Origin of the sequence: Pseudomonas sp. R11F (genome assembly GCF_050312575.1) — a bacterium.
Lineage (GTDB): Bacteria > Pseudomonadota > Gammaproteobacteria > Pseudomonadales > Pseudomonadaceae > Aquipseudomonas > Aquipseudomonas palleroniana.
In genome coordinates, this window is the sequence record NZ_JBNPJU010000058.1 from 21,675 (window position 1) to 43,289 (window position 21,615).

Genomic DNA, 21,615 nt, shown 5'->3' on the forward strand with positions numbered 1-21,615 from the left:
GATCAGATTCCTTGTTCGCTGAGCCACAGGTTCAGCGCCGCCAGTTGCCACAGTTTTGAACCGCGCAACGGGGTCAGTTGACCTTGCGGGTCGGTGAGCAGGCGGTCGAGTGTGGCCGGGTTGAACAGGCCTCGGTCCTGGCTGGGGTCGAGCAGCAGGTCGCGCACCCAATTGAGGGTGTCACCCTGCAAATGCTTGAGACCCGGCACCGGGAAGTAACCTTTCTTGCGGTCGATGACTTCGCTGGGGATGACGCGGCGCGCCGCCTCTTTCAACACCTGTTTGCCGCCATCGGGCAATTTGAACTGGCCTGGCACGCGAGCCGACAGTTCCACCAGGCGGTAGTCCAGGAACGGCGTACGCGCTTCCAGGCCCCAGGCCATGGTCATGTTGTCGACGCGTTTGACCGGGTCGTCCACCAGCATCACGGTGCTGTCCAGGCGCAGCGCCTTGTCCACTGCGGCATCCGCCCCCGGCATCGCGAAATGCTCGCGCACGAAGTCGCCCGCAGCGTCGTTGGCGGTCAGCCATTTCGGGGCGACGGTGGCGGCGTAGTCGTCGTAGCTGCGGTCGAAGAACGCCTCGCGGTAGGCACTGTAGGGATCGCTGGCGCCGTCCACCTGCGGATACCAGTGGTAACCGGCGAACAACTCATCGGCGCCCTGGCCGCTCTGCACCACTTTGCAATGCTTGGCCACTTCCCGCGACAGCAGGTAGAAGGCGATGCAGTCGTGGCTGACCATCGGCTCGCTCATGGCACGGAAGGCCGCGGGCAGTTGCTCGATAATCTCGCTTTCGGCGATGCGCAACTGGTGGTGGTGGGTGTTGTAGTGCCGGGCGATCAGGTCCGAGTACTGGAACTCGTCGCCACGCTCGCCGCCGGCATCTTCAAAACCGATGGAGAAGGTCGACAGGCCCTCTACGCCGACTTCGCGCAGCAGGCCGACGAGCATGCTCGAGTCGACGCCGCCGGAGAGCAGCACACCGACATCCACGGCGGCACGTTGGCGGATCGCCACGGCTTCGCGGGTGCTGTCGAGGACGCGGTCGGTCCAGTCTTCGAGGGTGAGGTTACGTTCATCTTCACGCGGGCCGTAGGGCAGGGTCCACCAGGTTTTCTGCTCGGTCTTGCCGTTGGCGTCGATGCGCATCCAACTGGCCGGTGGCAGCTTTTCAATGCCGGCCAGCAAAGTACGCGGCGCCGGCACCACGGCGTGGAAATTCAGGTAATGGTTGAGTGCCACCGGGTCAAGGATCGGGTTGATGTCACCGCCCTTGAGCAAGGCCGGCAACGCCGAAGCAAAGCGCAAGCGCTGACCGGTGCGCGACAGGTACAACGGCTTCACGCCGAGACGGTCACGCGCAATAAACAGGCGCTGGGCATCCCGCTCCCAAATGGCAAATGCAAACATGCCATTGAGCTTGGGCAGCAGCGCTTCGCCCCAGGCGTGATAGCCCTTGAGCAGCACCTCGGTGTCGCCGCCGGAGTAGAAGGCGTAGCCCAGGGCTTCCAGTTCTGCCCTGAGTTCCGGGAAGTTGTAGATGGCGCCGTTGAAGGCCAGGGACAGGCCCAGATGGGCGTCGACCATCGGTTGGGCCGAGCCGTCCGACAGGTCCATGATTTTCAGGCGACGGTGGCCAAGCGCAATCGGGCCCTGGGCGTGGAAGCCCCAGGCATCCGGCCCGCGCGGGGCCAAGTGATGGGTGATGCGTTCTATTGCTGCCAGGTCGGCAGGTTGATGATCAAAACGTAGCTCGCCAGCTAATCCACACATAAATTCCTTACCGGTTTTTCCGTTGGGGAGACTAAAAACTCACAGCGCCGTGAGGGCGCATACTCTGAAACTGACCCGAGGCATTTGTGGGAGTTTTAGACCGATAAGTTATAAGGCAAATGGCCGCGATCGGTTTTTGCCCGGTCCTTGTCGGGCGCGGTGTGCAGCGAATTGGCGTCAAATAACGCAAGTTTGCATAGAAAATCTGCATTGATCGCACAGGACAATGCAGGGGTATTCGAATCTGTTTTCCTGTATTTCGCGCTTATCGTATCCATCGTTATTCAACGCAAAGGAAGACGTTGTCGATGGTGCCGAGACGCGAGTTGCTCAATGCCGCAAAGCCTGTGACCCAAGCCGAGATGGAAGCTGCCCTGCTGGAGATGACCGGCGACCTGGGCAAGGCCCGGGCGCTGCAGGCCACGCTGCCGCATTGGCTGCTGGAGGCCAAGTCCACTACTCTGCGAGCGATCGAACAAACCCACCGTGACAGCCAGGAGGCGCGCCTGCGTGCTCAGCAACGGCTCGGGCGCCTGCAGTCGCTGGACAGGTTTTGCATTGAGCGATTACGCACTTTTTTACTGGGCAAGGGCGTAGCGGGCGTGGAAGTGGAGCGTGACACGCTGGAGCTGTCAAAACGCAGCTTGTCGGGCGTCGGCGCGGACCTGGGAGGCGCCCTGCAAGAGACCGTGACGGTCGAGACCCTCAGCCTGGTGCAGGCGGCGATGAAAAACTTTTCCGAGAGCCAGGCCGAACCTGGTGGCTTGTCCGCTTCGGCGCTGCTGCGCAGCGCGGCTACCGGGCAGGCCATCGCCGGCATGACGGTTACCGAGTTTGTCGGCTACTGCCGTGAGCTGGATCTGGGGGCGGCCTACCAGGCTCACGTGCGCAGCGTATTCAACCTGCGGGGGCCGGGCGCCGATGGGCAGGGTTTCAATCGGACAATCTTTGATCTTGGCGAATCCAAAAGCCTCGACCTGCAAATGGACCTGCATATCGCCTATGCCAAGGGTTACCTCGGCGAGCCGACCTACGACGGGTTGCTCAACCTGATCAAGGCTGACCAGCCGGCGGATGAATCGCACAGTTCGATTCCGGCCAATGAGCCGTGGATCTGGCAAGGCCTGAATATCGACGGCGTCTGCCTGTGGGGCGTCATGTTGTTCAGCCGGGAGCCCCCCGGCCAATTGCCGACCAGGCATTTTGTGGTCTACATGCCCAACGAACCGCTGCGCCCATGGTACGAATACGCGCACCTGGAGGACTTCACGCTTTATCTGAGCCTGATGTTGCAAGCGCAGTCTTACCGCAAGACGTTCGGGGCTTATCTGGATGAGTCTGAGCGCCTGGAGTTTTTCCAGCGCTACGATACGGCGCGCAAGGTCGGCCCGTTACGAGTGATCCCGATACAGGTACGGTTGTCGGATTTCCTGGTTCAGGCCTGTATCGGCAAGATCCAGCTCGATGCCCTGGTATTGGCGGTGCCCAAGGCCGAAGTGGATGAAGAGGCCTGGCAGCAACGTCTGCAAACCTATCTGGATATCGGGCTGAACGCGCTCAACGTAGCCGGTTTTGTCGTCCCGGTACTGGGCCAACTGATGATGGGCGTGGCTGTCGGCCAACTGCTCGGCGAGGTGTTTGAAGGCGTCGAGGACTGGACTCACGGCGAGAAGGACGAGGCGCTCCACCACTTGTTCAACGTGGCGGAAAACATTGTGGGCATGATGCTGTTCGCCGCAGGCGGGAAAGTCGTTGGCAGCCTCAAACGCCAGCTCACCCGGTCTTCGCGGTTCTTTGAAAAAGTCGAGCCCATCGCCTTGCAGGATCAGAGCTCGAGGCTGTGGCGCCCGCGGCTGGCGCCGTACAGTCAGCCGCCGGAAATGTTCCAGCGCGGATGGGACGTCGACTCCAGAGGCATCTACCAGGCCAACGGCAGTGCCTATGCGAACATCGATGGCGCGCTGTACGCGATCAGCTTTGATCCGGCCATGGGCAAGTGGCGCGCCCTGCACCCGCGACGACCTGAGGCCTGGCGCCCGCCCCTGGAGCATAACCGGCAGGGTGGCTGGCAGCACGCATTCGAGCGTCCGCAGGACTGGCATTCGCCCTCTTATAACCTGAGGCGGATCGATCCCTCCTTGAGTGCAGTACCCGAGGACCCGTTGAACAGCCTCGCGGCCATCACCGAACTGGCACTGGCCGACGTGCAACATCTGGCCCTGGAGCACGAACCCTTGCCGGAGCGTGTTCAGAACGCCGTAGCGCGCTGGCGCCTGCATCATAAAATCGGCGCGCTGGCCTATACGCTTGAGCAGGGCGCGCGCGCCGATGCTGCCACCGCCCGTGTGCAAATGCTCGCCTTGCCGTTGATGCCGGGGTGGCCCAAGGGGCGCTTTTTTGAGGTGCGCGACGAGCCGGGCAATGTGCTCGAAAGCCTGGCGTTCCGGGAACCCTTCGACGATGAGGGCCTGCCTGTTCCTATCAGCGAGCAACAGCTCAAGGAGGGTCAGGTGATGGACGTGCTGCTGCAAGCGCTCAGCAGTGAAGAACGTACACAGCTGCTTGGGCAAACCGTTGCGCGGGAACAGGCGCCCGAGGTGCTTCGAAAGCAGCTGCTGGCGACCGTCAACACACAGCATGCGCAGTTGCACCGTCGTCTTTATCAGGATTACGAAGGCATTGCTCAGGGGGAACTGGAGCCTTTGATCGCGCTATATCCCCAGTTGCCACGTCGAGTGGCCAGGGAGCTGGCCTCCCAGGCCCGCACGACTGATCGCCGGGTCTTGCATGAGAGCGGCCGCGTTCCGTTGCGCCTGGCGCGCAAAGCCCGACAGGCTCTGAATAAATTGCACGAGGACCAGGCACTGATGGGCCTGGTTTGGCCGCAATTGGCCAACGCGGGGACGCGACGTATCGCGCTGGGCACGCTTGAGCGTTTGCCGGGTTGGCCGCGGGATTTTTCGTTCCAGGTGCGCGAAAGGTATTTGACCGGACGCCTCCTTGAGCAGGTCGGGCCTGCCGGAGCGGCAGTGCGCCGTACGATCGTCGAGTCCGCCGAGGGTTTTCAGGTGTTTGACGAGCAAGGCCATAATCTCGGCGCGCACATCACCGGCCCGGACGGTTTGTATCAGGCAATCGTCGATTGCCTGTTGGATACCCAGCGCACTGCCTTGCGCCTGGCCGGCGCGCGCACCGGCAGTCAACTGCGCAGCCAACTGCGTTTCAAGTCCCAGGGCGAACGACATCGCGTGAAGGGCTACCTGTGGCCAGAGCGGGGCATGCCTGAAGCCGCGCCGACGTCCTGTATTCAAGCGCAACTGAGGACGCCCGCCGCGCATCCGCCGGCGCTGGTGCGTAAGCTTAAAAAGTTGTATCCGCTTTTGAGCGACGTGGAAGTTTCACGATTGATCGAGGGCGCCGGCCACGACCACGTGTCCCGGGCCATGAGGGTGGAGGCGCTTGAAGGTGACTTCGCTTCACTGCACGGTGCGCTGAAAACCTGGAGCAATCAGCGGGCACCGAGTAACAGCGAAGCGATTGCGCCCTGGGATCAGCGCCTGAGCCGGCTCCAGGCCATGAACCTGATCGAGCGGTGCTGGCGGCGGATGAGCCTGGCGCGCGACGAGCACGGCTTGCGTGTGCCAACCCTTGAACTCGACGGCATGCTGTTGGGAGGCTTGCCGACGTTGCCGTCGTCCATTCAATTCGAGCATGTTCAGCGTTTGTCGTTGAGAAATATGCGCCTGGGCGATGACGTTGCGTATTTTCTCAAGCACTTCAAGGCGGTGCACACCCTCGACCTGACACAGAATCACATCACGCGGCTGCCCGAAGTACTCGGGCAAATGCCGCAGTTGGTGCGGTTGCACATGGCCAACAATCAGTTGCAGTTGACTGAACACACCCTTCGCAAGCTGGCCGGCCTGCGCAACCTGCACTCGCTGAACCTGAGCGAAAACCCGCTGATTGACGTGCCGCAAGTGGGGAAGATGCTCGACCTTCGCGAACTGCTGCTGCGCAATTGCAAGCTCACCGACTTTCCCGAGGGTTGCCGGCGGTTGCCGTGGCTGGAGCATGTCGACTTGCGCCAGAACGAAATCAAGGTATTGCCGGACTGGTTGTTCACCATGCCCCGACGGTTTACCGAGGCATTCAACCTGCGGCTCAACCCGCTGTCATTCTCCAGCCGACTGGCGCTGAAGAATTATCGGCTCAACCACGGCACCGGCATGGGTTTCCTTGAGGATGACCTTGTGCGCTTGAGCGAACAGCGCGCCCGGGAGCTGTGGTTAGGCGATGACGGGGTGAGCCATTACGCTGAAAAGAACCGGGTGTGGCAAGGCCTCGCGGATGAGCCGGGCTCCGACGGCCTGTTCAACTTGCTTGCCGAACTGGGCGGCACAGCGGATGCGCACTTTGTACATGAAGACCTTGATCGGCGAGTGTGGCGCGTGCTGATGGCCGCCGCCGACGACGAGGATTTGCGTGAGGAGGTATTTCAGCGCGCCGCCACACCGCTGCGTTGCGATGATGCGGCGGCCAACAATTTCAGCACACTGGAAGTGCTCACGGAGATCAGCGACGCCACGCGCTTGATCGAGGGCCGGGTACTGACGGCCAAACCGTTGCTGAAACTGGCCAGGGGATTGTTTCGACTGGACCAGTTGGAAGGTATCGCACGCCGCCACAGTGACAGCAACCCTGCGGTAGATCCGCTGGAAGTCAGCCTCGCTTACCGCACTGGGCTGGTCGACCGCTTCCACCTGCCGGGGCAACCCCTGCATATGCGATTTGCGCGCCTGGGTGGGGTGACGCTCAGTGCGCTGGACAGCGCCGAGCAGCAAGTCAAGACGGCTGAAATGTCGTCGAGCCTGTTGAATTATCTGGTCGAGCTGCCGTTCTGGACAGACCATCTGAAGCGCGTCTTCGGCAGCCGTTTCGAGCGTTTGAATGAGCCGTACAACCGGCGTGTGAACGAGGTGTTCGACTTGAGCCTGACGCTGAGTGACATCGATTATCGCGACCAGATGAACGTGATCCTGCATGAGCAGGAGCAGGCCCAGGCGGCCGAGATCCGGCGCCTGAGCGAGGATGCCTTGCGCATCGATGACCTGGGAATCTGCCCCTTGCCCTGAGAGGCGCTCAGCCTGCTTTTGCGCGAATCAACGCGCGCACGGCAAAGCGGTTCGGATGGCAGGCTTCGGCGATACTGGTGGCAACCGGCAGTGGCTCGTCATTGATCCAGGCCGCAAGCAGTTCTGCGGACAGTGGCGCGGTGATCAGGCCGCGAGAGCCGTGGCCGCTGTTGACGTACAAGCCGTCGAGCCAGGGGCAGGGCGCATCCGGAACCTGGCGGGCGTCTTTACGCAATATGCCGTAGGCCCGGTCAAACGCCGCGCGATCAACCAGCGGGCCGACGATGGGCAGGTAGTCCGGGCTGGTGCAGCGAAAGGCTGCGCGACCCTGCAGATGGGCAGGGTCGAGAGCTTCGGCACGCAGGCGTTGGGCGAGGTCTGCGCTGATGTCCTGGAGCAGCGCCAGGTTGCCGGCGTGATCGGCGGCCGTGGGCGTGAGGTCATCGTTCTTGAAGTCGAAGCTGGCGCCCAAGGTGTGTTCGCCCAGGCGCGGCGGGGCCATATAGCCTTCGGCGCACACCACCGTCTTGAGTGCGGCGCTCTCGACAGTTTGCGGCAAACGGGTGATTTGCCCGCGGATGCGCTTGAGCGGCAGGTCGGCGAAGCGTTGGACTTCGGCCGCACCGGCCAATACCACCACCGGTGCACTGGCCAGCAGCTGTTCACCGCCCCAGGCCTGCCATTGACCATCGACCTTGCGCAGTTCGAGCGCCTCGTGAAGGGGCTGCACGCTGATGCCAGGCTGACGCGCTTGCCAGTCACACAGGGCGGGCGGGTGTACCCAACCGCCTTCGGGGTAAAACAGCGCGCCGTGTGCCAGTGCCACTCCCGCCTTGGCTTGCGCCTGTTCCCGGTTCAGCGGGTGCAGCAACTGCGGGGCAAACGCATTGGCCAGTTGCGCCTGGCGCTGACCTTCCTTGGCATCGAAGGCCAGTTGCAACACACCGCAGTCATCCCAGTCCACCCCGCGCTGCAGATGTTCCAGCAAACGACGGGTGTACCCGAACCCGGCGACGATCATCTGGGACAAGGCAGTGCCGTGGGCCGAAAGCTTGAGGTAAAGCACGCCTTGCGGATTGCCGGAAGCCTCCTGGGCGAGTGCCTCATGGCGCTCCAGCAGGTGCACCTGCCAACCGCGTGCAGCCAGGCTGGCGGCGGTGGCGCAACCGGCCAGGCCGCCACCGATCACCAGGGCTTTACGTTCGCCTTGAGAACGCGACGGTCGCGCGAACCAGGGCTTGGTTGCCGGTGGTGGGGGGGCATCGCTGGGCCAACCGAGAAATTCCCCGCGCAGGATCTCCCACTTGTGGCCGATACCCGGCGTGCGCTTCATCTTGAACCCGGCGGCATTGATCAGACGGCGCACCCAGCCGGTGCTGGTGAAGGTGCTGATGGTCGAGCCCGGCGCGGCCAGGCGTGCCAGTTCGGCAAACAACTCGGCGGTCCACATCTCTGGGTTTTTCGCCGGGGCGAAACCGTCGAGGAACCACGCATCGATCTGCGCGTCCAGTTGCGGCAATTGTTCCAGTACATCACCGATCAACAGCGTCAGGGTCACGCGGCCATTATCCAGCACCAGGCGCTGAAAACCCGGGTGGATGGCGATGTACTGCGCCAGCAGTTGTTCGGCGAACGGTTGCAGTTCGGGCCAGAGGGCGAGGGCACGTCGCAGGTCGGCGTGGCTGAGGGGGTATTTTTCCACGCTGACGAAATGCAGCCGTGCACCGGCTGCCGCGTGCTGCTCGAACAGTTGCCAGGCGCACAGGAAATTCAAGCCGGTGCCAAACCCGGTTTCACCAATCACCAGATGCCCGCCTACCGGCAAGGCGGCAAAGCGCTCCTGCAAGCGGTTTTGTTCAAGGAACACATAACGGGTTTCTTCAAGGCCCGACTGATCGGAGAAGTACACATCGTCGAACACCCGCGAGTGCGGGCGGCCTTGGTCATCCCAGTCGAGCTGGGCGTGGGTGATGGGAGTCATGGGCAGCTCATAAAAAAACAGCAGGCGAAGGCAAGGCGGCCATTCTAGCCGATCACGGGGCGTTGAATTGACCCAAGGCAAGTGCACATCGAATTTCCTCCCGCGCACTGCAGCCCAATCCGCTAGTCTTGAGCCATCTTGAAACGGAGCTGCCCCATGTTCGAATCCGCCGAAATCGGTCACGCCATCGACAAAGACACTTACGACGCCGAAGTGCCGGCGCTGCGCGAAGCGTTGTTGGAAGTACAGTATGAACTGCAGCAGCAGAAGCGTTTTCCGGTGATCATACTGATCAACGGCATCGAAGGCGCCGGCAAGGGCGAGACGGTCAAGCTGCTCAATGAGTGGATGGACCCGCGCCTGATCGAGGTGCGCACCTTCGACCAGCAGACCGATGAAGAATTGGCCCGGCCTCCGGCCTGGCGCTACTGGCGCCAGTTGCCTGCCAAGGGGCGCATGGGGGTGTTCTTCGGCAATTGGTACAGCCAGATGCTGCAAGGCCGGGTGCACGGCGAGATCAAGGACGCCCGTCTCGATCAGGCCATTGCCGGTGCCGAGCGCCTGGAAAAGATGCTCTGTGATGAAGGGGCACTGATCTTCAAGTTCTGGTTTCACCTGTCCAAGAAGCAGATGAAGGCTCGCCTCAAGGCTCTGGCGGATGACCCATTGCACAGCTGGCGCATCAGCCCGCTGGACTGGCAGCAATCCAAGACCTACGACAAGTTCGTGCATTTCGGTGAACGTATCCTGCGCCGAACCAGTCGCGACTACGCGCCGTGGCATGTGATCGAAGGGGTCGATGCCCATTACCGCAGCCTCACGGTGGGCAAGCTGCTGCTCGAAGGGTTGCAAAACGCCTTGAAGCTGGCCAAAGGTAAATCCAGCGGCATGAACCCGGCGCCCTTGATCGCTTCGGTGGACAAGAAGAGCGTGCTGGACGCCCTCGATCTGACCCAGCGTCTGGAAAAAGAAGATTACGAAGAACAGCTGATTACCGAACAGGCGCGTTTCTCCGGCCTGATGCGCGACAAGCGCATGCGCAAGCACGCGTTGGTCACCGTGTTTGAAGGCAATGATGCGGCGGGCAAGGGCGGGGCGATCCGTCGTGTGGCGGCGGCGCTCGACCCACGCCAATACCATATCGTGCCGATTGCCGCGCCCAGTGAGGACGAGCGCGCCCAGCCTTACCTGTGGCGGTTCTGGCAGAAAATACCGGCACGCGGCATGTTCACCGTGTTCGACCGTTCCTGGTATGGCCGCGTACTGGTGGAGCGCGTCGAGGGTTTCTGTTCGCCGGCCGACTGGATGCGTGCCTACGGCGAGATCAACGACTTCGAAGAGCAACTGCGCGACGCGGGCGTGATTGTGGTCAAGTTCTGGCTGGCCATCGACAAGGAGACGCAGTTGGAGCGCTTCCAGGCCCGTGAAGATATCCCTTTCAAACGTTTCAAGATCACCGAGGACGATTGGCGCAACCGCGACAAGTGGGACGACTACCGCGCCGCCGTTGGCGATATGGTCGACCGCACCAGCACCGAAGTTTCGCCCTGGACCCTGGTGGAGGCCAATGACAAGCGCTGGGCGCGGGTCAAGGTGCTGCGCACGATCAACCGGGCGCTGGAAGAAGCGTTCGCCAAATCCGACAAGCACGACAAGAAACGGTAGTGAGCGGGCAAGCCCTAATGCCAGTCAGTTAAGGATTAACGCGGTCACTGTGGGAGGGGGCTTGCTCCCGATAGGCCGCGCAGCGGCCTCAAAAATGGGCCTGCTACGCAGTCCATCGGGAGCAAGTCGAATCGTCGCACCGCCCCTCCCACAATTTATCTATCAAACCCAGCAACTGTGATGTTTCAGAAAGACCGCGTGTCTGGTTTTGGGGCGGCTGCGCCACCCAGCGCGGGGCAAGCCCGCTCACTACACCATCATGGTTTTGCATACGCGGGGTGAATGATCGTCGCGGTTGGGAGGGCCTGGATCTATCCTCGATGGCTCTCCCAATAATGACAAGATCGAGGTAGCCCATGCGTGAAGTAGTGATCGTCGACAGTGTGCGAACCGGCCTGGCCAAATCCTTTCGCGGCAAGTTCAACCAGACCCGTCCCGATGACATGGCGGCCCATTGCGTCAACGCGCTGCTCACACGCAATGGCATCGATCCGGCGAGTGTGGAGGATTGCATTGTCGGCGCCGGCTCCAACGAAGGCGCCCAGGGCTACAACATCGGGCGTAACGTGGCGGTGCTCTCGCAGTTGGGCACCGGGACGGCAGGCATGACCCTCAACCGGTTCTGTTCGTCGGGTTTGCAGGCGATTGCCATTGCGGCCAACCAGATCGCTTCGGGTTGCAGCGATATCATTATTGCCGGTGGCGTCGAGTCCATCAGCCTGACCATGAAAAGCGTCAACACCGATCACCTGATCAACCCGTTGCTCAAGGAGCAGGTGCCGGGTCTGTATTTTCCCATGGGCCAGACCGCCGAGATCGTCGCGCGCCGTTATCACGTCAGCCGTGAAGAGCAGGACCTGTATGCCCTGCAGAGCCAGCAGCGCACGGCCCAGGCCCAGGCTGAGGGTCTGTTCAGTGATGAAATCGTGCCGATGGCAGTGAAGTACAGGGTTGAGGACAAGCACACGGGTGAAGTGCAGGTGCTCGAGGGGGTGGTTGACCGTGATGATTGCAATCGTCCGGACACCACGCTGGCCAGCCTGCAAGGCTTGAAACCGGTATTTGCCGAGGATGGATCGGTCACGGCGGGCAACTCGTCGCAGTTGTCCGACGGCGCCTCGATGACCTTGGTGATGAGCCTGGAAAAAGCCTTGGCGCTGGGGCTCAAGCCCAAGGCGTTTTTCCGTGGGTTCACGGTGGCGGGCTGTGAGCCGGACGAGATGGGCATTGGCCCGGTGTTCTCGGTGCCCAAGCTGCTCAAGGCCAAGGGCTTGCAGGTGGCGGATATCGACCTGTGGGAACTCAACGAGGCGTTTGCCTCGCAGTGCCTGTATGCGCGTAATCGCCTGGAAATCGACAATGCCAGGTACAACGTCAACGGCGGTTCGATCGCCATCGGGCACCCGTTCGGCATGACCGGTTCGCGGCAGGTGGGGCACCTGGTGCGTGAGTTGCAACGACGCAATCTGCGTTATGGCATCGTGACCATGTGCGTGGGCGGCGGCATGGGCGCGACCGGGTTGTTCGAAGCGGTGCGCTGATCTTCGCTACACAAAGTGCATCGGGTGCCCCTAGAATGCGGCTCCACTCCCTCTGGCTTCTGGGGCACTCATGCACATCTCTTCCGGCCGCTGGGTCTATGGTTTTCTCCTGACCCTGCTGACCGCGCTGCTGTGGGGCATTCTGCCCATCAAACTCAAGCAAGTGTTGCAGGTCATGGACCCGATCACCGTCACCTGGTTTCGCCTGACGGTGGCCGGCGGTTGTCTGTTCGTCTACCTCGCCCTCACCAAACGCTTGCCCAGCCGCCAGGTGCTCGGCCCCAGGGGCGGCTGGCTGGTGGTCATGGCGGCGTGCGGCCTGGTGGGCAACTACGTGCTGTATCTGGTTGGCCTGAAGATGCTCAGCCCTGGTACCGCACAACTGGTGGTGCAGATGGGGCCAATCTTTCTGATGGTCGCCAGCGTGTTTGTGTTCAAGGAGCGCTTCAGCCTGGGGCAGGGGCTGGGCCTGGTGGTGCTGATCATCGGCTTTGGCCTGTTCTTCAACCAGCGCCTGGACGAACTGCTGACGTCCCTTGGGGCCTACACCGCCGGGGTGCTGACCATCCTGCTGGCCACCACCATCTGGGTGTTCTACGCCCTGGGCCAGAAACAACTGCTGACGGTGTGGAATTCGCTGCAGGTGATGATGGTGATCTACCTGTTCTGTGCCTTGCTGCTTACACCCTGGGCGCATCCACTGGAAGCGCTGGACCTGAGCCCGCTGCAAGGCTGGCTGTTGCTGGCCTGCTGCATGAACACCCTGGTGGCATATGGCGCTTTCGCCGAGGCGTTGGCCCATTGGGAAGCGTCCAGGGTCAGTGCGACCCTGGCGCTCACGCCCCTGGTGACATTTGTCGCGGTGGCCCTGGCCGCGTGGTGGTGGCCGGACGCTGTGCAGGCCGAAGAGATCAACGCCCTGGGCTATGCCGGGGCGTTGGTGGTGGTGCTGGGCTCGGCGACGGTGGCGTTGGCTCCGTCGTTGCTCGCCGGGCTCAAGGCCCGGCGCTTGCGCATGGCCTCCTAGTTGCCGAGCATGTCCTCAGGGCGGACCCATTGCTCGAACTCTTCATCGGTAAGGTAGCCCAGCTCCAGCGCGGCCTCCCGTAGTGTGAGGCCTTCGGCGTAAGCCTTCTTGGCGATCTCTGCCGACTTGTCATAGCCGATGTGCGGGTTGAGTGCCGTGACCAGCATCAGCCCGCGCTCCAGGTGCTCGGCCATCTGCGTAGCGTCAGGCTCGAGACCGGCGACACAGTGCTCCTGGAAGTTATTGCAGCCATCGGCCAGCAGGCGGATCGATTCCAGCAGGTTGTGGATGACCACCGGTTTGTAGACGTTCAACTGCAAATGCCCTTGGCTGGCGGCAAGGCCGATGGTCACGTCATTGCCCAGTACCTGGCAGGCCAGCATTGTCAGCGCCTCGCACTGGGTCGGGTTGACCTTGCCCGGCATGATCGAGCTGCCCGGCTCGTTGGCCGGCAACTTCACTTCGGCCAGCCCGGCGCGGGGGCCGGAGCCCAGCAGGCGCAGGTCGTTGGCGATTTTCATCAGCGCCACGGCCAGGGTTTTCAGCGCGCCGTGCAAGGTCACCAAAGGCTCATGGCCGGAGAGGGCGGCGAACTTGTTGGGGGCCGTGACGAACGGCAAGCCTGACAACGCCGCCAGCTCGGAAGCAATCGCCTCGCCAAAACCGTGGGGCGCATTGAGCCCGGTGCCGACGGCGGTGCCGCCCTGGGCCAGCTCGCACACGGCGGGCAGGGCGCCACGGATCGCGCGTTCGGCGTAGTCGAGTTGGGCAATAAAGGCCGAGAGTTCCTGGCCGAAGGTGATCGGCGTTGCGTCCATCATGTGGGTGCGACCGGTTTTCACCAGCTTCATATGCCTGGCCGCTTGCTCCGCCAAACCGCCGGAAAGATTGGCGATGGCGGGCAGCAGCCGTTGATGCACGGCCTGCACGGTGGCGATGCTCATGGCCGTGGGGAAGCAGTCGTTGGAGCTCTGGGAGCGGTTGACGTGGTCGTTGGGGTGCACCGGGCTTTTACCGCCACGCTTGTTGCCCGCCAGCTCGTTGGCACGGCCGGCGATGACTTCGTTGGCGTTCATATTGCTCTGGGTGCCGCTGCCGGTCTGCCACACCACCAATGGGAATTGATCGTCATGCTGCCCGTCGAGCACTTCGTCGGCGGCCTGTTCGATCAGGCGGGCGATATCGGCGGGCAGGTCGCCGTTGCGGTCGTTGACCCGTGCAGCGGCCTTCTTGATCAGGGCCAGGGCGTGCAGCACCGCAAGCGGCATGCGTTGTTCACCGATGGCGAAATTCACCAGCGAACGTTGGGTCTGCGCGCCCCAGTAAGCGTCCTCCGGGACATGAACTTCCCCCAGGCTGTCGGTTTCGATACGGCTCATCGGGCACACTCCTTCAGGTTCGTTTGCGCAGTTTAGGCTGTGATCGGCCGGGCGGGTTCCCTAAAAGACTTTTCATCGGCAAATCCACGTCCGACAAGGGGCGGGGTTGAGCCATAAGGTTTTTTAGGCGCAGAATGGGCGCCCTTGGGGTCTTACCTCGCCTGCTAGAAAAGGAAACTCGATGACTCGTCTTCGTGCCATCTGTACCGCGGTTGCTCTGGTTTGCGCCAGCGGCCAGGTTCTTGCCGATACCGCCAGCCACAACGCCAGTGCCGAAGCCTTCCTTACCCTGGCCCACGCCGACAAGCTGGGTACCCCGGTGTACATGCAAGTGCAGCAAATGTTCGCCCAGCGTTTCGAACAGACCAAGGCGCCTGCCGCCAAGCAGTCCGTACTGGACAGCTACCAGGCCAAGGCCAATGCCGCCCTGGACCAGGCCATCGGCTGGCCGAAGCTGAAGCCGGACATGGTCAAGCTCTATACCAGCAACTTCAGCGAGTCCGAGCTCAAGGACCTGGTCGCTTTCTACCAGTCGCCACTGGGCAAGAAAGTCCTGGAAAAAATGCCGCAACTGACCCAGCAATCGGCCCAGATGACCCAGGCCAAGCTGGAAAGCGCCGTGCCGGTCGTGAACAAGCTGTTGGAAGACATGACCAACGAGCTGATGCCGAAAGCCGCCGCACCGGCCAAGAAGAAGTAAGCAGGAATGACCATGCAACAGCGTATCGAAACGGCGCTTGCCGCCCTGGGCTCCGATCATCTGAGTGTGCTGGATGAAAGCCACATGCACAGCCGCGGGTTGCAGACCCACTTCAAGGCCGTGCTGGTCAGCCCGCAGTTCGAGGGGCTCAACCGCGTCAAGCGCCACCAGAAGGTCTACGCCACCCTGGGTGATCTAATGAGCGAGTTTCATGCGCTGGCGCTGCATACCTACACGCCTGACGAATGGGCGAAAATCGACGCAGCCCCGGCCTCGCCGACCTGCGCCGGCGGGCATGATTAATGAGCGGGTGTCTCTGACACCGGGCATTTGTTAGAATCCGCAACGCGCCGCTTAGCCGGCGCGTTTTTTTTGCATCCGGTTCACCCTTTACGAGGGTAGCCACCTGGAGAGAACACCCATGACTCAACCGATTGTCGTGGCGGCACTGTACAAGTTCGTCACCCTCGAAGATTACGTCGCTCTGCGCGAACCCCTGCTGCAGGCAATGGTCGACAACGGCATCAAAGGCACCTTGCTGATCGCCGAAGAAGGCATCAACGGCACTGTTTCCGGCAGCCGCGAAGGCATCGATGGCCTGATCGCCTGGCTGAAGAACGATCCGCGCATGGTCGACATCGACCACAAGGAATCGTACTGCGACGAGCAGCCGTTCTACCGCACCAAGGTCAAGCTCAAGAAAGAGATCGTGACCCTGGGCGTCGAAGGCGTCGATCCGAACAAGAAAGTCGGCACCTATGTGGACCCCAAGGACTGGAACGCGTTGATCAGCGACCCGCAAGTGCTGTTGATCGACACCCGTAACGACTACGAAGTCTCCATTGGCACCTTCGAAGGCGCGATCGACCCGAAAACCACCAGTTTTCGCGAATTTCCCGACTACATCAAAGCCAACTTCGACCCGGCCAAGCACAAGAAGGTCGCGATGTTCTGCACCGGCGGCATTCGGTGTGAGAAAGCGTCGAGCTATATGCTCAGCGAAGGCTTCGATGAGGTCTACCACCTCAAGGGTGGCATCCTGAAGTACCTCGAAGAAGTGCCCCAGGAAGAAACCAAATGGCAGGGCGACTGCTTTGTATTCGACAATCGCGTGACGGTCCGCCACGACTTGAGCGAAGGCGACTACGATCAATGTCATGCCTGTCGCACGCCGGTAAGCGTCGAAGACCGTGCGTCCGAGCACTATGTGGCCGGCATCAGTTGCCCGCATTGCTGGGATAAGCTGCCGGAGAAGACCCGTCGCAGTGCGATCGACCGGCAAAAGCAGATTGAACTGGCCAAGGCCCGCAATATGCCGCACCCGATTGGCTTCAACTACAAGCAAACCCCTTCCGAGGCCTGAGCCATGTCCGCGCGCCTGCTCTATGTAATGGACCCGATGTGTTCCTGGTGCTGGGGCTTTGCCCCGGTGGCCGAGGCGTTGGTGGAGCAGGCCCAGGCTGCCGGCGTGGAGCTGCACCTGGTGGTGGGTGGCTTGCGCACCGGCAGCGGCGCGGCGCTGGAGCCTACGACCCGGCGCTACATCCTGGAGCACTGGCAGGCGGTTACCGAGGCCACCGGCCAGCCGTTCAAGCTTGAAGGCGCATTGCCCGACGGTTTCGTCTATGACACCGAGCCTGCGTGCCGCGCCATCGTCACTGCCCGCAGCCTGGCGCCGGATTGCGCGTGGAAGCTGCTGGGGCTGATCCAGCGTGCGTTTTATGTCGAGGGCCGCGATGTGACCCTCGCCAGTGTGCTGGTGGAGTTGGCGGAGAAGGCGGGCATCCCGCGCATCGAGTTTGCCGGTGAGTTTGACCGCGCCGAGCAACACGCGGCGACGGCCGCCGATTTCACCTGGGTGCAGGACCTGGGCATCGCCGGTTTCCCGACGCTGCTGGCCGAGCGCAATGGCCAGTTGGCCCTGCTGACCAATGGTTACCAGCCGCTGTCCGAGCTGTCGCCGTTGCTGGCTCGATGGCTGGAGCGAGCAACCTGTGCATGACCAGCCTGACCTCGAGCCGAGCAAACGCACTGATCGCCTGACCTGGGCGGAAATCCGTCGCCTGGCCCTGCGTCACAAGAAATCCTTGTGGCTCGCCAATGGCGTCGCCGTGCTGGCGACCCTGTGCAGTGTGCCCATTCCGTTGCTGTTGCCGCTGCTGGTCGATGAAGTACTGCTGGGCCACGGCGACGCCGCGCTCAAGGTGATGAACCACGTCTTACCGCTGGGCTGGCAGAAAGCCGCCGGTTATATCGGCCTGATGCTGCTGGTGACCCTGCTGCTGCGCTGCGGTGCGCTGGTATTCAACGTCGTGCAGGCGCGGCTGTTCGCGCGGCTGGCCAAAGACATCGTGTACCGCATCCGCGTGCGCCTGATCGAACGGCTCAAGCGCATTTCCCTCGGCGAATATGAAAGCCTGGGCAGCGGCACGGTCACCACGCATCTGGTCACCGACCTCGACACTTTGGACAAATTTGTCGGTGAAACCCTCAGCCGCTTCCTGGTGGCCATGCTCACTCTGGTGGGCACCTCGGCCATTCTGGTGTGGATGCATTGGCAACTGGCGTTGTTGATCCTGCTGTTCAATCCGCTGGTGATCTACGCCACGGTGCAGTTGGGCAAACGCGTCAAACACCTGAAGAAGCTGGAAAACGACAGCACCTCACGCTTTACCCAAGCACTGACCGAAACCCTGGATGCCATCCAGGAAGTGCGCGCCGGCAATCGCCAGGGCTTTTTCCTCGGGCGCCTCGGCCAGCGTGCCCTGGAAGTGCGCGATTATGCGATCAATTCCCAATGGAAAAGCGACGCCTCCAGCCGCGCCAGCGGGTTGTTGTTCCAGTTTGGTATCGACATCTTCCGGGCCGCGGCGATGCTCACCGTGTTGTTTTCCGACCTGTCGATTGGCCAGATGCTCGCCGTGTTCAGTTACCTGTGGTTCATGATCGGCCCGGTGGAGCAACTGTTGAACCTGCAATACGCCTACTACGCGGCGGGTGGGGCGCTGACGCGGATCAACGAGCTGCTAGCGCGCGCCGATGAGCCGCAATATGCCGGTGGCGAAGATCCGTTTACCGGGCATGAAACGGTCGGTATTGAAGTGCGGGGCCTCAATTTCGGCTACGGCGAAGATTTAGTCCTCGACCAGCTTAACCTGAGTATTGCGCCCGGAGAGAAGGTCGCCATCGTCGGTGCCAGTGGTGGCGGCAAGAGTACTTTGGTACAACTGCTGCTGGGCTTGTATACCCCGCAGGCGGGCAGTATCCGTTTTGGCGGCGCCACCCAGCAGGAGATCGGCCTGGCAATCATTCGTGAAAACGTTGCGGTGGTGCTGCAGCATCCGGCGTTGTTCAACGATACCGTGCGCGCCAACCTGACCATGGGCCGAACCCGTTCCGACCAGGCCTGCTGGCAGGCATTGGAGATCGCCCAGCTGGATGCTACCGTCAGGGCGTTGCCCTTGGGCTTGGACAGCGTGGTGGGGCGCTCCGGCGTGCGCTTTTCCGGCGGCCAGCGCCAGCGCCTGGCGATAGCGCGGATGGTGCTGGCCGAGCCGAAGGTGGTGATTCTGGATGAGGCGACCTCCGCCCTGGATGCCGCCACCGAGTACAACCTGCATCAGGCGCTGGCGCGGTTTCTCAGCGGGCGTACTACACTGATTATCGCCCATCGCCTCTCGGCGGTGAAACAGGCCGATCGGGTACTGGTGTTCGATGGTGGGCATATCGCCGAAGATGGCGACCATCAGCAATTGATTGCCGATGGTGGGTTGTACGCCAAGCTGTATGGTCACCTGCAACAAGTGCGTTGAGTTAGCTTAGGCTGTGCTGTCGGGGGCGGATTTTCGCGTGCGTATTCAGCTGTGCATGTGCAAGGGACTTCATGAAGCAAAAACGAACTCTCGGAACACCACGGTTGTTGGGCATTGTCTGGCCTTTTATTGCCGTTGTGCTGTTCCAGGCATTGTTGGGTTGCGTCAGTCTCTACGTGCTTTCAGCGGTGCGTGGCTATGTGGCTGGCGAAAGTCTTTGGTCCAAGGGGCAGAAAGATGCCATCTATTACCTGACCCTCTACGCCGATAATCGCGACGAAGCCACTTACCTCAAGTATCAGCACGCTATCGCCGTGCCACAGGGCGGGCACGAGCTGCGCATTGCCCTCGACCGTCCCGTCCCCGACCTCACCGCGGCGCGCCTGGGTATTCTCAAGGGTGGCAACCACCCGGATGACGTTTCCAGCCTGATCTGGCTGTACCTCAACTTTCGCCATTTCAGCTACCTGGAAAAAGCCATCGCACTGTGGACCGTGGGCGATGGCTATCTGGTGCAGCTGGATGAACTGGCCCAGTCGATGCACCGGGCGATCAGCGCCAATCAAGTCAGTGGCGACAACGTGCGCGACTGGAAGGCGCACATCATTGCGATCAATGACGGCGTGACCCCGGCGGCCAAGGCATTCAGCGATGCCTTGGGCGAGGGCTCGCGGATGATTTTGCGGCTGTTGCTGATCACCAACCTGGCCACCGCGTTGGGGCTGATTGTTCTGGCGCTGCTGCGTACCCACAAGCTTCTGGCCCAGCGCCATGCCTTCGCCAATGCCCTGCAAGTCGAGAAGGAGCGGGCGCAGATCACCCTGGAGTCGATCGGCGACGGGGTGATCACCACCGACGTCGATGGCGCCATCACCTACATGAACCCAGCGGCGGAGGCGTTGACCCACTGGAAAAACGCCCAGGCCCAAGGCCTGCCCCTGGCGGCGTTGTTCAAACTGCTGGACGAAAGCGCCGAGCCCGACGGCTTTACCCTGATCGAGCGCATCATCAAGGGCCGGCTTGGTGGCGGCAGCGAACATTCCAAGCTGATCCAGCGCCTGGACGGCAGTACGGTGTCGGTGACGCTGGTGGGGGCGCCGATCCGCAGCGCCGGCAAAGTCAGCGGTGCGGTACTGGTGCTGCACGACATGACCCAGGAGCGCCAGTACATCGCCAACCTGTCGTGGCAAGCGACCCATGATGCCTTGACCGGCCTGGCCAACCGTCGCGAGTTCGAGTACCGCCTGGAGCAGGTGCTGCAACAAGTGGGGCGCCAGCAGGGTGGGCGGCATGCGTTGATGTTCCTCGACCTGGACCAGTTCAAGCTGGTCAACGACACCTGTGGTCATGCGGCCGGTGACGAGCTGCTGCGTCATATTTGTGCGCTGCTGCAGTCGGACCTGCGCGAAGGCGACACGCTGGCTCGGTTGGGCGGCGACGAGTTCGGCATCCTGCTGGAGAACTGTCCGGCGCCGGTGGCGGAAAGAATCGCCGAAAGCCTGCGCCATACCGTGCAGAGCCTGCATTTTGTGTGGAAGGGACGGCCCTTCATGACCACCGTCAGTATCGGCCTGGTGCACATCTCACAAACCCCGACCACCCTCGAAACGTCGTTGCGGGCGGCAGATATGGCGTGCTACATGGCCAAGGAAAAGGGCCGCAACCGAGTGCAGGTCTACCATGCCGATGACTCGGAATTGTCTTTGCGTTTCGGTGAGATGGCCTGGGTGCAGCGCCTGCACATGGCGTTGGAGGAAGACCGTTTTTGCCTGTACTCCCAGGAAATCTCGCCGCTGGGCCATACCGACGCCGGCAGTGGGCATATCGAAATCCTGTTGCGACTGCACGATGAAGGGGGGCGCATCATCTTGCCCGACAGCTTTATCCCGGCCGCCGAACGTTACGGCCTGATGACATCGCTGGACCGCTGGGTGGTCGAGAACGTGTTCAAGATCATCGCCAAGTGCATGCATGAGCGTCCGGGCCGGCCCATGGCCATGTGTGCGATCAATCTGTCAGGCATTACCATTGGTGATGACGATTTCCTGGGTTTTTTACATGAGAAATTCGCGGCTTATAACATCCCGCCTGAAATGATATGTTTTGAAATAACCGAGACGAGTGCTATTGCCAATCTCGGCAGTGCAATCCGTTTTATTAATGAACTCAAAGCCTTAGGTTGCCATTTTTCCCTCGATGACTTTTGCGCCGGAATGTCCTCATTCGCTTATCTCAAACATTTACCTGTAGACTTCCTGAAGATCGATGGAAGTTTCGTAAAGGATATGCTGGACGACCCGATTAACCGCGCCATGGTCGAAGTGATCAATCACATCGGCCACGTCATGGGTAAGCGCACAATTGCCGAGTTTGTTGAAACCACGCACATCGAACAGGCGTTACTTGAGATCGGTGTGGATTACGCTCAGGGCTACCTGATTGAACGCCCGCAATTGTTTACCTTTGATAGCTTGCAGTGTCGACCTGTGCGTCCGCAGCCTCTGTTATTCAAGGCGCCCGGCACATTCCGCTGAAACATTTGCTGGTCTGTACTATCACACTAAAAAAGGAGCCCTACAGTGATCGACACATTCAACAGA

At 61.5% G+C, this 21,615-nt stretch carries 13 protein-coding genes; 10 read left to right on the forward strand and 3 right to left on the reverse strand.

All coding sequences use genetic code 11. The features are described from left to right. Positions 1 to 2: 2 nt before the first annotated feature. Complete coding sequence (locus tag ACQRBV_RS16700; protein ID WP_411984953.1) at positions 3 to 1,775, reverse strand: N-acetylglutaminylglutamine amidotransferase; 1,773 nt, start codon at positions 1,773 to 1,775, stop codon at positions 3 to 5. Positions 1,776 to 2,083: 308 nt separating this feature from the next. On the opposite strand from ACQRBV_RS16700, the gene ACQRBV_RS16705 reads away from it, so the two are divergent. After that, positions 2,084 to 6,910: an NEL-type E3 ubiquitin ligase domain-containing protein gene (locus ACQRBV_RS16705; RefSeq protein WP_411984954.1), complete on the forward strand. Its 4,827-nt coding sequence runs from the start codon at positions 2,084 to 2,086 to the stop codon at positions 6,908 to 6,910. 7 nt (positions 6,911 to 6,917) lie between these two features. Here the strand turns inward: ACQRBV_RS16705 and mnmC are convergent, their stop codons facing one another. Then, positions 6,918 to 8,891: a bifunctional tRNA (5-methylaminomethyl-2-thiouridine)(34)-methyltransferase MnmD/FAD-dependent 5-carboxymethylaminomethyl-2-thiouridine(34) oxidoreductase MnmC gene (gene mnmC, locus ACQRBV_RS16710; RefSeq protein ID WP_411984955.1), complete on the reverse strand. Its 1,974-nt coding sequence runs from the start codon at positions 8,889 to 8,891 to the stop codon at positions 6,918 to 6,920. Positions 8,892 to 9,047: 156 nt separating this feature from the next. On the opposite strand from mnmC, the gene pap reads away from it, so the two are divergent. From pap to ACQRBV_RS16725, 3 genes are all read left to right on the forward strand, one after another. Further along, positions 9,048 to 10,556: a polyphosphate:AMP phosphotransferase gene (pap, locus tag ACQRBV_RS16715; RefSeq protein WP_205343456.1), complete on the forward strand. Its 1,509-nt coding sequence runs from the start codon at positions 9,048 to 9,050 to the stop codon at positions 10,554 to 10,556. A 356-nt stretch (positions 10,557 to 10,912) separates the two neighbouring features. Further along, a complete protein-coding gene (locus ACQRBV_RS16720) occupies positions 10,913 to 12,097 on the forward strand; it encodes a thiolase family protein (protein WP_411984956.1) in 1,185 nt (394 codons plus the stop codon). A gap of 70 nt (positions 12,098 to 12,167) precedes the next feature. Continuing rightward, the gene (locus ACQRBV_RS16725; protein WP_104994376.1) at positions 12,168 to 13,124 is read left to right on the forward strand and encodes a DMT family transporter; all 957 of its coding nucleotides are present in this window, start codon (positions 12,168 to 12,170) and stop codon (positions 13,122 to 13,124) included. Here ACQRBV_RS16725 and ACQRBV_RS16730 read toward each other — a convergent pair. Next, positions 13,121 to 14,503, reverse strand: a complete 1,383-nt coding sequence (locus ACQRBV_RS16730; protein WP_411984957.1) for a class II fumarate hydratase — start codon at positions 14,501 to 14,503, stop codon at positions 13,121 to 13,123. The genes ACQRBV_RS16725 and ACQRBV_RS16730 overlap by 4 nt on opposite strands. Positions 14,504 to 14,684: 181 nt before the next feature. On the opposite strand from ACQRBV_RS16730, the gene ACQRBV_RS16735 reads away from it, so the two are divergent. The 6 genes from ACQRBV_RS16735 to ACQRBV_RS16760 all read left to right on the forward strand — a co-directional run bounded on the left by ACQRBV_RS16735 (position 14,685) and on the right by ACQRBV_RS16760 (position 21,549). Further along, positions 14,685 to 15,203 (forward strand): DUF2059 domain-containing protein, encoded by a 519-nt coding sequence (locus ACQRBV_RS16735; protein WP_060755932.1) that lies wholly within the window; start codon positions 14,685 to 14,687, stop codon positions 15,201 to 15,203. A gap of 6 nt (positions 15,204 to 15,209) precedes the next feature. After that, on the forward strand, positions 15,210 to 15,506 hold the full coding sequence (locus tag ACQRBV_RS16740; protein ID WP_060755931.1) for a BolA family protein: 297 nt from the start codon (positions 15,210 to 15,212) through the stop codon (positions 15,504 to 15,506). A gap of 118 nt (positions 15,507 to 15,624) precedes the next feature. Beyond that, entirely contained in the window at positions 15,625 to 16,566 is a 942-nt protein-coding gene (locus ACQRBV_RS16745; protein ID WP_104994374.1) for a rhodanese-related sulfurtransferase, read from the forward strand. 36 nt (positions 16,567 to 16,602) lie between these two features. After that, complete coding sequence (locus tag ACQRBV_RS16750; protein ID WP_178126907.1) at positions 16,603 to 17,205, forward strand: DsbA family protein; 603 nt, start codon at positions 16,603 to 16,605, stop codon at positions 17,203 to 17,205. Further along, entirely contained in the window at positions 17,198 to 19,015 is a 1,818-nt protein-coding gene (locus ACQRBV_RS16755) for an ABC transporter ATP-binding protein (protein WP_411984958.1), read from the forward strand. The genes ACQRBV_RS16750 and ACQRBV_RS16755 overlap by 8 nt, the downstream gene beginning before the upstream one ends. 71 nt (positions 19,016 to 19,086) lie before the next feature. Then, entirely contained in the window at positions 19,087 to 21,549 is a 2,463-nt protein-coding gene (locus ACQRBV_RS16760; RefSeq protein ID WP_411984959.1) for an EAL domain-containing protein, read from the forward strand. Positions 21,550 to 21,615 lie beyond the last annotated feature (66 nt).